Annotated in this window: 6 protein-coding genes; all 6 read left to right on the forward strand. The window is 39.8% G+C overall.

What is annotated here, in order from left to right; all coding sequences use genetic code 11:
* The first annotated feature begins 305 nt into the window (after positions 1-305).
* The 6 genes from QZ265_RS06155 (at position 306) to QZ265_RS06180 (ending at position 13,007) form a co-directional block, all read left to right on the forward strand.
* Entirely contained in the window at positions 306-6,569 is a 6,264-nt protein-coding gene (locus QZ265_RS06155; protein ID WP_296404439.1) for an ESPR-type extended signal peptide-containing protein, read from the forward strand.
* A gap of 99 nt (positions 6,570-6,668) precedes the next feature.
* Positions 6,669-7,502 (forward strand): OmpA family protein, encoded by an 834-nt coding sequence (locus tag QZ265_RS06160; protein WP_296404441.1) that lies wholly within the window; start codon positions 6,669-6,671, stop codon positions 7,500-7,502.
* Between the two features lie 536 nt (positions 7,503-8,038).
* A complete protein-coding gene (locus tag QZ265_RS06165; protein ID WP_296404443.1) occupies positions 8,039-9,376 on the forward strand; it encodes a homoserine dehydrogenase in 1,338 nt (445 codons plus the stop codon).
* Between the two features lie 174 nt (positions 9,377-9,550).
* On the forward strand, positions 9,551-10,732 hold the full coding sequence (locus QZ265_RS06170; RefSeq protein WP_296404445.1) for a thiolase family protein: 1,182 nt from the start codon (positions 9,551-9,553) through the stop codon (positions 10,730-10,732).
* A 461-nt stretch (positions 10,733-11,193) separates the two neighbouring features.
* Complete coding sequence (locus tag QZ265_RS06175) at positions 11,194-12,042, forward strand: PRC and DUF2382 domain-containing protein (protein WP_296404447.1); 849 nt, start codon at positions 11,194-11,196, stop codon at positions 12,040-12,042.
* A 326-nt stretch (positions 12,043-12,368) separates the two neighbouring features.
* On the forward strand, positions 12,369-13,007 hold the full coding sequence (locus tag QZ265_RS06180; protein ID WP_296404449.1) for a YsnF/AvaK domain-containing protein: 639 nt from the start codon (positions 12,369-12,371) through the stop codon (positions 13,005-13,007).
* Positions 13,008-13,087 lie beyond the last annotated feature (80 nt).

A 13,087-nucleotide genomic window follows, 5' to 3' on the forward strand; every position in this document is an offset into this window, starting at 1 on the left:
CTTTGCCTCCTTTTCACTCATTTTAAGTAATTGCACTTCGTACGTTAATCTAAGTTATAATTCTTATTAATTATTAATTTTATATGGTCTATTAATACAATTTATTTTTTCAAATTATATAGTTTTAATCTAAGAGAATTCTGACTCTTAGTTTATATTTCTAAACTTCAATTTATCAAATCAACTTATTTATAAGATTATCACATCATAACTCATTATTTATTCTTTTAATTTCCTTCCATATTTCTTTAGCTTTATCTCCAATTTTTTTTCTTATTTAAATTTAATAACGCAGGACAATCCTCATGAATCATATCTATAAAGTAATTTTTAATAAAGCTACGGCTACTTTTGTGGCAGTTGCGGAACATGCCAAAGGGCAAGGTAAAAAAAGCATTCGTGCCGCTGGAAGCGCTTCAAAAACATCAGAAAGTACCATTAATAGTGGTTTAGTAAACATAAATTTATTAATGCCTAGTTTACTGGCTATGGGCATTATGACTGGTTTGGGATTGACAGTATCTGCAAATGCAGCTCCTACTTATTGTAATGGTAATAGTTATTTTTCTGATTCTGAATATCAAGCGACATATGCTGATACTCAAACAGTATGTGGCAAGAAGGGGTTTGTCGGTGGAGAAAATTCGACAGTATTAGGATATCAATCAACAACAGCCAAAGCCATTTCTAATCAAACAGCATTAGGCGCGAACTCGTCCACCACAATCAATGGCGCAGTTGCTCTTGGTGCGAACTCAACAGCGAATAGAGCAGCATTAGCTAGCACTACTACATCTGCAACTGCAACTGGAAGTACAAATGAAGTTTACGCCCCTACTTCCGCCTCGACAACGACAAAAACGGCTGTAACAGACACTGTTAAAGGTAGTCTTGGGGCAGTCTCTGTGGGCAATAGCACCAGTACTCGCCAAATAATTAATGTCGCTGCTGGTTCAGACAATACAGATGCAGTAAACGTAGCTCAGCTTAAAGCCGTCGCTGACCTTGCCGCGCCTAAAGACATGTATTTTCATGTCAATAATGGCACCAATTCAGGTACTGGTGTCGCTAGTAGTAATCTAGGTAAAGTAGATGAAGCTGGTGGAGCTACTGCCATGAATGCTTTGGCAGCAGGCGTTGGTGCAAAAGCGTCTGGTGGCAAAGCTGTCTCAGTAGGTACGAATTCTATTGCAAGTGGTGGTAACAGTATTGCTATAGGCGAGAATGCTGCTTCCTCTAGCGATAATACTATAGCGATAGGTTCTGATACGATAGCGAATACCAAATACGCAACTGCAATAGGCCGCTCATCGAATTCAACAGGATCAGGATCCACTGCAATTGGTGGTGGTAGTGATGGTAATGCTGCATCAGCAGATGGTGCAGGCGCCGTTGCAATAGGTGGTGGTTATGACTCAAGTAATGCAGGTGCAAAAGCCAAAGGTACGAGAGCTGTTGCTATTGGTAATGCATCATCTGTATCAGACTCTAGAGGCGTGGCTATCGGCTATGCCTCATCAGCGACTAAAACGGATGCTATTGCTTTAGGGTCACAGTCGGTGGCCAATAGAGCAGCGCTTACTAATGCAACGACATCAAGTTCCGCTTTAGCCAGTAGCAACACAGTTTATGCTCTTGATAAAGCTAATACTGCCGATAAAACGGCTATTGCAAGCACGGTCGTTGGAAATCTAGGTGCAGTATCCGTTGGTAAAGCAGATAGCACCCGTCAAATAACCAATGTTGCTGCCGGTTCAGACAATACAGATGCTGTAAATGTGTCGCAATTGAAGGCAGTGGCTAACGTAGCGTCAAGCCCCCTGACAGTTATAGGTAATGAGCTACAAGATACCAATAACGATGGGTCGCAACAAACGCTAGGATCTACGATTGCAATAACAGGTGGTGGGACAGCAGCATCTTCAAATAATAATGTTAAAACTGTTGTAACAGATGGCAAAGTAGATATTCAGCTCCTTGATGCCCCGACCTTTACAGGCGTTGTCACAGCCAATGGCTTTAATGCCAACAATAATAAGATTACTAACGTCGCTGATGGTGCTATTAGTGACTCATCCAAAGATGCTATTAATGGTAGTCAACTTAATACAGCTATAAATACACTTAATAAAGATACTTATTTCCATGTTAATAAAGCTGATGGCTCAAATGCAGGTACAGGTAACGCAACGACAAACTTAGGAAAAGTAGAGGATTCAGCAGGCGCTGCAGGTGCAACCTCAGTGACTGCTGGTGAAAATGCTAGAGCAACTGGAGATCGTGGTATAGCTGTGGGATTTAGTGCTGAAGCAGCAGGTGGGAATGCTACAGCTATCGGTTATCGAGCTCAAGCTCAAAATGAACAAAGCATTGCGATAGGTTATCGAACTGAAGCTCAAGGTGTTGGTACAACGTCATTAGGTGCCCAAAGTGGTCGTAGTACGGCAGGAAATGGTCATACAAACGTGGGTGCGTTAGCAGGCGCTTACGCAAGTGGCACTCACAATACCTCTTTAGGAATGCAAGCTGGCTCTGGAATAAGTGATACCAATAAAAACGTAGGCATTGATAATGTATCTGTTGGCTTTCAAGCAGGTCAAACTGTAGAAGGTAGCCGCAATACAGCTTTAGGTAGTCAATCTGGACGTGGCGTTAAAGGCGGTCAAAACTCTGCAGTGGGTAACTGGTCAGGACAGAATGTAACTGGATCAGGTAACAGTACTTTAGGCTATCGTTCTGGTCAACAAATAACTGGTCAAAATAACTTAGCTTTGGGTATAGGGTCTGGCAATAATGTAAAAGGAAATTCTAATATAGCAATAGGCGAAAGTGCAGGCATAAATTTAGGCACCACAACAGAATCGATTAATAATACAATTTCTATAGGTGAACGTGCTCAGGCTGAGACTGAAAATGCAATAGCTCTAGGTTCTGAATCACAGGCAAAGGTTAAAAATAGTATAGCTCTTGGCTCCGCATCTATTGCCACTAGAGATATTCCAACTACAAGTGGCTATGATATTGTTACGAATACAAACTCTACTATTTCAGACTCAACATGGCGAGCCACCCGAGCAGCAGTATCAGTTGGTGATGTCAATAGTGGATTGACGCGCCAAATTACTAGTCTAGCAGCAGGTTCTGAAGATACCGATGCTGTGAACGTTGCCCAGTTAAAGCAAGTCACACAGACGCCGCTCACCTTTATAGGTAATGAGCTACAAGATACCAATAATGATGGCTCGCAACAATCGTTAGGATCTACGATTGCAATAACAGGTGGTGCGACAGCAGCGTCCTCAAATAATAATGTCAAAACTGTAGTTACAGATGGCAAAGTAGATATTCAGCTTCTTAATGCCCCGACCTTTACAGGCGTTGTCACAGCCAATGGCTTTAATGCCAACAACAACAAGATTATCAACGTCGCGATAGGTACCGCCGATACAGATGCGGTAAATGTCAGTCAGTTAAAGATGGCCTCTGCTACATCGAAAACCGAAGTGGCGGCGGGTACTAACGTCAAAGACGTGGTGAAAACAACAGGCGACGATGGTCAAGATATTTATACTGTCAATGCAAATGGCACAACAGCCTCAGCAGGTTCTACTGCTGTCACGGTTGTTGGTACAGAGGGCGCGAACAACGTGACCGACTATGTGGTTGATCTGAATCAAACCACCAAAGACGCTATCGCCAATGGTCAAAAGCACAGTACCGTCGTTAAGGGCAACAACGTTACTGTGGATACCGGCAGCAATGCAAATGGCGGGGTTGAATATACCGTCAATGCTGAGAAATCAACGGTGTCCTCTACCAGTTTAGACGTGACTGGTACCACAGATAATGCAACTGACATCACTGATTATAAAGTCGAGTTGACCCAAGGCGCTAAAGACAGTTTAGCTAACGCCGACTCTGCCCTACAAACGGTGGTCACTCAAATCAACGGCACTGGGGTGAAAACGCTAAATAAAGCCGACAACGTTGCCAACTTCCAAAATGGTGACAACATTGTCCTAACCGATAACAATGGATCTATAAAAGTAGCCACTGCCAAAGACGTCAGCTTTGATTCGGTGACGGCTAATACCATCACTGCCGGCACTGTGGCGGCAGATACCATGACGGTGAATAACGCAGACAGTCTAGCCCAAGGCGGCAGTAAAGACTATGTGACGCAAGGCAGTCAAGATGTGGTCAATGGCGGTGATGTCTTTAACGCTATCTCAAACACCCAGCAGCAGTTCAAAGGCGACAATGCCGGTGTGACAATTACCCGTAAGCCAAGTGAGGTTCTAAGCTTAGTGGGCGGTGCAACCAGCAGTACTGAGAACAACATTCAAACCCTAGCCAATGCCGATGGCACCATTGCCATTAAGCTTGCTGAACAAGTTGATTTAGGCACCAATGGCCGTGTCACCATGGGGGGTGTAAACCTAAGCAATACAGGACTTGATAACGGCAACAACAAGATTATCAACGTCGCGATAGGTACCGCCGATACAGATGCGGTAAATGTCAGTCAGTTAAAGATGGCCTCTGCTACATCGAAAACCGAAGTGGCGGCGGGTACTAACGTCAAAGACGTGGTGAAAACAACAGGCGACGATGGTCAAGATATTTATACTGTCAATGCAAATGGCACAACAGCCTCAGCAGGTTCTACTGCTGTCACGGTTGTTGGTACAGAGGGCGCGAACAACGTGACCGACTATGTGGTTGATCTGAATCAAACCACCAAAGACGCTATCGCCAATGGTCAAAAGCACAGTACCGTCGTTAAGGGCAACAACGTTACTGTGGATACCGGCAGCAATGCAAATGGCGGGGTTGAATATACCGTCAATGCTGAGAAATCAACGGTGTCCTCTACCAGTTTAGACGTGACTGGTACCACAGATAATGCAACTGACATCACTGATTATAAAGTCGAGTTGACCCAAGGCGCTAAAGACAGTTTAGCTAACGCCGACTCTGCCCTACAAACGGTGGTCACTCAAATCAACGGCACTGGGGTGAAAACGCTAAATAAAGCCGACAACGTTGCCAACTTCCAAAATGGTGACAACATTGTCCTAACCGATAACAATGGATCTATAAAAGTAGCCACTGCCAAAGACGTCAGCTTTGATTCGGTGACGGCTAATACCATCACTGCCGGCACCGTTTCAGTAGGTCCTGTGAGTATTGAAAATACTGGTATTAACGCAGGAAATACCGTCATCACCAATATTAAAGCAGGTGTCAAAGACTCAGACGCGGTCAATGTCAGTCAATTGAAGGTAGTAAGTGGTACAGCTGACAATGCTTTACAATCCGTTGTCACTCAAATAGATGGAAAAGACGTTAAAACCCTTAATAAAGCCTCTAATACCGCAAACTTTGCTACTGGTAATAATATGAAGTTAGAAGAAGATAGTAATGGCGGTATTAAAGTGTCAACTTCTGATTCTGTTACATTCAGTTCAGTCGCGGCAAATAATATGACTGTTGAAAGTGTCGGTAATACACCTAATTCAGTCACTAACAAAAAATATGTTGATGATGGTCGTACTAAAGTTACTTCTAATAATGGTAGTGTCAGTGTTACTCAGACAGCGTCGGCGAATGGTAACAACTACGATCTATCTGTAAATACTCAAGGTATTGTAAATAGTGCTCAGTTACCAGTTGTCTATACTGATTCGCAAGGCAATAAAGTTTATAAGGTTGGCGATACATTTAACACAGCTATGGATGGTAGCGGTAATAGCGTTGAGACTAGCACTATTATTGCAAGTCTACAAAATGCTAATGGATCAACCACTACTGCCTCAAAACTTAGTAATATCGCAGAAGGTAAAGTAAGCGCAGATAGTAACGACGCCATTAATGGCTCTCAATTACACGCCACAAACTTGATTGTTGACCAAAATAAAAAGGACATTGTGAACAATAGCAATCAAATAGCAACCAATACAGTTAGTATCAATAAAGGCTTAAACGTAGGAGATGGTTCAACAACCAATAACTATAAGCTTGGTGACACAGTCAATGTTACTGGTGATAGTAATATCACCACTAAAACTACTGCTAATGGTGTTAAAGTTGGTTTAAAAGATGATATTACCGTTAAAAGTGTGACTACTGGCAATACACTTGTGGATAACAACGGTATAACCGTTACGAACCATAATATGCCCTCTAATTCAGTCAGTGTTACTAACCAAGGACTTGATAACGGTGGAAATACGATTACAAATGTTGCTCCTGGCGTACAAGGAACAGATGCAGCGAACATCAATCAACTAAATGACTTAGGCTATAAACTTGCTGTCCATATGGACAATTTAGAAGACCAACTTTCTGCGGGCATTGCTTCTGCTGCCGCTATTGAAAATGCGCCTTATGTTGCAGGCAAATGGACTTATGCAGCTGGTGCAAGCCATTACAATAGCCAATCGGCTGTTGGTATTAGCTTACGCCGTACAGCAGATAACGGACGATGGTCAATAAATGGTGGTGTATCCACCAATACCAAAAATGATCCATTATTCCGTATAGGTGTATCGGGGGTTATTGAGTAGCATTCATAATTTCAAGCTATCTTTCAGGTTTGCTGATTAAAAGACAGCAAGCCTGAACCTCATATTTGATTTTAACCATATACTAGCAAGGTATTACTTATGAAAAGCCTATTATCAATATTACCTTTTACGCTTTTGAGCTGCTCCGCATTACTTACAACTGCTTCTATACAAGCGGCTACAAGTAGCACTGATCCAACTAAAATAGAATTTCCAAACGCAAATAAAACGTATCTAAAAGATATACCACGTTACGATGCAGACGATCTTATCCATATCAATACAGGTATTGATGATGATACTGTTCGTAAATTAATCGGCAATCCACATTTTAATGAGTTTATGTCAAATAACTGGAATTACATTTTAAAAATACGTCAGCCGTATTCAAGAGAGTATATTCAATGCCAATTACAATTACATTTTAATAAACACGATAAAGTTGAAAACTATTATTGGGATAAACCTCAATGTGCTGAAGCTATTGAAAACACCTTAAACAAGCCTAAACCTGTTATTGTCGAAAAACCTACTCCGATAATTGAGCCAAAGGCGCGTACTTTTACCCTGTCCTCTGATTTACTTTTTGACTTTAATTCCGCTAATATAAAATCTTCTAGTGCCTTTAATATCGATAAATTGACAGCGACCATTCAGCAAGATTACAGTCAAATTCATTCTATTAACGTGGTAGGACATACAGATTATCTTGGTGATGAGGCTTATAATTATAATTTAGCCCTGCAACGTGCCAATACCATAAAAGACGAGTTAGCAGGTCGTGGGTTTAATCCATCTTCTATATCAACATCGAGCATGGGTGAGTCTTCTCCGTTAACCCAATCTTGTCAAAATATGAGTCTTGAACAAACTAAACTTTGTTTAGCACCTGATCGCCGAGTTGAAGTTCAAGTAGTAGGTGATCTGAAATAAATACATAAAGTTGATAAATAGTTATCTTTAGGCGAAAGGATCTGTTATGGGCAGGTCCTTTTTTAGCAACCACCTCATAAAAAATATAGAGAAGGGTTAGCCCTTTATTCGCTTTTCGTTGACTGTTAATATAGGATCCGTTTTAGACTAAAGCGTCAGTAAAATTAACCGCCACTAAGTTACTTTTACACCTCCATCATGGTAACTTTATTGCCTAGTCTTTTAACTTTTATCACTCTTTTTAAAGTTATTATTGTACTTTCATAAACTTAAGCTTGTAATATAGTCATAAGCAAGGCAATTAAGGTCTTGAATTAAGGTCAAGCAAGCCAAGTTTAAGCACTATAATATTAGTAGGCCAAACATGGTGTTAATCCTAACTCTTCAGCTTGACTAGGACTTCATTTAAGTTTTTAGCATGATAGGGCAATTTGCTCTTTAAAGCTTTCTATATAATGATTTGCTGAATTTAATGCTTTTATTATAAACTTGATCTACTCTCTATAATAACGTTTAACAATACTACTGAGGATACTGTGAGTAAATCTATTAAACTTGCCATATTAGGGCTTGGCACTGTAGGAACAGGTGTACTTGACCTACTTAAAGACAACTTGTCAGAGCTCAAAAGACGTAGCGGCCATGACATCGTTATCAGTCAAGTAGGTACCCGTCGTCATCGTACTGATATCGACCCTTCGATCAAACAAAATAGTGATTTAATGGCAATTGCTGAAAGTGATGATGTGGACATTATTGTCGAAGTCATTGGTGGTCAGACTGTGGCAAAAGATGTGATCATTCATGCTATTAAACATGGCAAACACGTGGTTACTGCTAACAAAGCCTTATTGGCTGAAAATGGCAATGAAATTTTTGCTTTAGCTGAACAGCATCATGTGCATATTGCCTATGAAGCGGCTGTAGCGGGTGGTATTCCCATTATTAAAGTGATGCGTGAGGCAGTAGCTGCCAATAAAGTAGATTGGCTCACCGGTATTATCAATGGGACAGGCAACTTTATTATGTCCGAAATGCGCGAAACTGGTCGCGACTTTAATGACGTATTGGCAGAAGCGCAAGCTTTGGGTTATGCAGAAGCTGATCCTACTTTTGATGTCGAAGGCATTGATGCGGCGCATAAGTTGGCACTTTTAGCATCCATCGCCTTTGGTATCCCTCTACAGTTTGATAAAGTATACTGTGAAGGCATTACCGGTATCACCCTACAAGATGTAACGTATGCTGAACAGCTTGGCTACCGCATTAAGCATTTAGGTTTTGCAGTACGTCGATATGATAACCAAGATAATGCTTCGTCTGATAACTCGGTTACGGGTATAGAATTACGGGTACATCCTACTTTGATTCCAGAAGATAAGCTTTTGGCCAATGTTAACGGTGTTAAGAACGCAGTATTGGTTAACTCTCATCCATTGGGTCAAACGCTTTATTACGGAGATGGCGCAGGTGCAGGAGCGACTGCTTCTGCGGTTATGGCAGATGTAATGGATCTAATCCGTGTACTTACGGTTAAAGATGGTCATCATGTACCACATCTTGCCTTTATGCCTAATGAATTGTCTGACACCCCTATCTTGCCGGCAGATCAAATGGTAACGGGTTATTATTTGCGTCTTGAAGCCAAGGATACGCCAGGCGTCTTGGCCGATGTGACCCGTATCTTGAGTGATGCTGGTATCAATATTGATGCAATCCTACAGAAGCCTGCTCATCAAAAAGGTCAGGTCCCAATTATTATTTTGACATTACCAGTGATTGAAAATCAAATGAATGGCGCCATTATTAAGATTGAAGCGTTAGAAGCGATTACAGCGGATGTGGTCCGTATTCGCTTACACGAATTAGACTAGGTCATCAGCCCTCTTATAATTTATAAGTTTTGACAAGCAGTCAATAATGGTGCCACATCTGCCTATAATGTCGACGCTATATTTTTATATTAAGAGAACCTGCTTTTAAACTCATTTAAATTTAACAGTTTTTAGTCTGTTATTTATCTCATTTTTTTATTAAGGATATTTAGTATGTCTTCAGATTCAATAGTTATTGTTGGTGGCGCACGTACCCCAATGGGTGGTTTCCAAGGCGATTTAGCTGGTGCAACCTCACCTGAGCTTGGTGCAACAGCAATCAAAGCCGCGGTAGAACGCGCTGGTGTAGACCCTAAAGAAGTTGATGAAGTGATTATGGGTTGTATCTTGACTGCTGGTGTTAAACAAGGTCCAGCTCGCCAAGCTATGCGTAAAGCAGGTTTGCCAGATAGTACAGGTGCGGTTACTATTAATAAGCTTTGTGGCTCAGGTATGAAAGCGGTTATGCAAGCGCATGATGCTATCAAAGCCGGTAGTGCTGATATCATCGTTGCCGGTGGTATGGAATCGATGACCAATGCACCTTATGTACTGCCACAAGCACGTAATGGTTACCGTATGGGTCATAACGAAGTAAAAGACCATATGTTTCTTGATGGCTTAGAAGATGCTGATACTGGCAAATTAATGGGTCAGTTTGCTCAAGAAATGGCAGATGAAAAAGGCTATACCCGCGAACAAATGGATGACTTTGCCATTGAGTCATTAAATCGCGCCTTAACAGCTATTAAAGAAGGTCATTTTAAAGATGAAATCACGCCTATAACTATTAACACCCGTAAAGGCGAAGTAGTCGTAGAAATCGATGGGCAACCTGCTAAGGCCAATGCTGAACGTATTCCATTATTACGCCCAGCTTTCGCTAAAGAAGGTACTATCACGGCTGCTAATGCTAGTTCCATTTCGGATGGCGCCGCTGCAGTTGTGGTTACTTCTGAAAAAATTGCCAACGAGAAAAATCTCAATATTGAGGCTCGTATCATAGCCACAGCTTCTAATTCACGTCACCCTTCTGAATTCACTATTGCTCCTGTTGGCGCAATGGAAAAAGTATTGGCTAAAGCAGGTTGGTCAGTAAATGATGTTGACTTGTGGGAAATTAATGAAGCTTTCGCTATGGTCACTATGATAGCTATGGATGAGTTGAATCTTGAACATGAAAAAGTAAACATTGAAGGTGGTGCCTGTGCTCTAGGTCATCCAGTAGGCTGTTCAGGTGCTCGTATTTTAGTGACGCTTATCAACTCGTTAAAACGCACTGGTGGTAAAAAAGGCGTTGCTTCATTATGTATTGGTGGCGGTGAAGCGGTTGCAGTGGCTGTTGAACTGCCATAAATTATCTTAATCTAGTTATTATTATCTAACTACTAAGCTCTAATTAAATGTTTACAAAAGAGTCTCCTTGCGAGACTCTTTTTTATATAAACTTATCAGAATATATGTGATACTAGAATCTACATTATCAAGGTAACAGATGACTAAATCTTTGTTATCACACTTACACCTAATTACACCTACTTACGCAATTTAATATTGTGATACTCGTTTACTATATAAACCCTTTAAATCAATTGTTACTCTATTATTCAAGTTATCGACAGGCAGTTAAAGAAGGATTAAATGTTAAATTCATCTCTTTAATGAAATACGATGCTTTAAGTAATTTTAACTAAGATGTTTAATTCTGTTTTATAGCTACAATAATTTTAAAGAAATATAAGAAGTAATAATAACTTTAATCAATAAAGTCCTAACTTAAAAGGACTTCAAACTCACAAAAGTATAAGGAAAGAATAATGAGTCAATTAATTCGTTTAACAGATATTCAAACTACTCACCGCGATCTAATTGGTGATGATTATTACGATCCAACTGGCAAAGCAGCTTATGGTGCTAGCGAAGAAAAAATTGGTAAAATTGATGGTGCTTTAGTTGAAAGTACTACTGGTCGTATCCGTTATTTAATTGTTGATGTTGGTGGTTGGTTTAGTTCTAAAGAAGTTTTAGTACCTGCTGGTCTTGCTCGTATCGTTGGTGATGACGTGTTCTTCGACACTTTAACTAAATCTCAAGTTGAAGCTATGGAAGAGTATGATCATGATTATGAATATAGCTATAATGAACAAGCAGAAAAAGATCGTAAAGCATTTGTAGCAGACACTGTTCCAGCTGCAGAGCGTTTTGATGTTAAAGAAGAAGCATACAAAGCGCCAAATACTCTTGAATTATTAGAAGAACGTCTAACAGTAAACAAAGATCGTATCGTTGCTGGCCTAGTTAATGTTAGTAAACATGTAGTGACTGAAAATCGTGCAGTAGATGTTGAGCTTGAAGAAGAACACGCTCATATTGAACGCAATGAAGTTAACCGTCCTACAGATCGTAAAATTGGCGACGATGCAAATGCAAACTCTGTACAAGTTCAACTTGAAGCAGAACGTGCAAATGTAAGCAAACAGACTTACGTAACTGAAGAAGTAAATGTTGCTAAAACTACTGAGCGTCATATCCAAACTATCAATGAGACAATTCAACGTGAAGAGTTAGATGTTGATCATGATGGTAATGTAGTTGATCTTGAAGGCAATATCGTAAATCGTGACGGCATTACTGCTGATGATGTACGTGCTGCACGCGGTAAATAATAGTTAACTTTACTTTATTATTAAGTTTTCTATTAGATTGAAGTTTTACTATGCTAATTATATTTATTGATCTATCTTTTATTTTTAGCTCTTAAATCGTTTAAGAAAGCCAGAGTTCATAGCTCTGGCTTTTTTAACGCTTTTATAACCAACTAAATATAATAAAAACTCGTATTAATTACTAATTCGGTTATTCAATTATTTAAGACAGTATTTGCAAAACCAATAACTAAATATATGATTAGAATAAAGTAGCATTGGTTCTATTCTTATTTTCGTAAAATTTAAAACTATTATCCCTTTTTATGGCTTTTATAGGAATGAATATGAATTCTATATCAAACAACTCGACTGCTAGTCAATCGAACTCAGATAAAACTAATTTGGATAACATAAATCCAAATAAGAATGCTGATTCTGGACAACATGTGTTATCAAGCAACAATATTACTGACAACACCTCTACCTCTCATATAACAGATCCAAATCGTAGTTTAGTAGGTAAAATTGAGCTATTAGAAGAACGTGCAGTTATTGATAAAGAGCGACTTGATGTCGGTAAGGTAACAGTCAGTAAGGAAATTCGAACCAAAACAGTCAATGTTCCCGTTGAATTGGTTGAAGAAGTTATGGTCATTAGTACAGAATATTATGACCCAGATTCAAGACAATTGTTAACCAATGTTGCACGCGAACAGGATCTGGTACGCCATATTGAGCCTACTTTAACCAATAAGGCTAGTATTACAGTTAACGGTACAGAAGTATTTTTAGATCAAGAACCGGTTGAGATAGTTTTATCAAGACAAGTTGCTATCATTAAAAAAGAGACTTATGTGGTGCAAGATATTGCAATTGAAAAGTCTAAACATATTCATAAAGACACGTTTGAAGTCGAACTGAAACATGAAGAATTAGAGGTGAAGGAAGAAGGTTATTTTGATCATGAAGTTCGTAAACCATAATTTTTAACTATTAATGCTTATGGATTGAACTAACTTTTAATTCTTAACTGTATAAATCTTTAATATAATAAGTGACTCGT

The organism is Psychrobacter sp. (assembly GCF_018260395.1).
Classification (GTDB): domain Bacteria; phylum Pseudomonadota; class Gammaproteobacteria; order Pseudomonadales; family Moraxellaceae; genus Psychrobacter.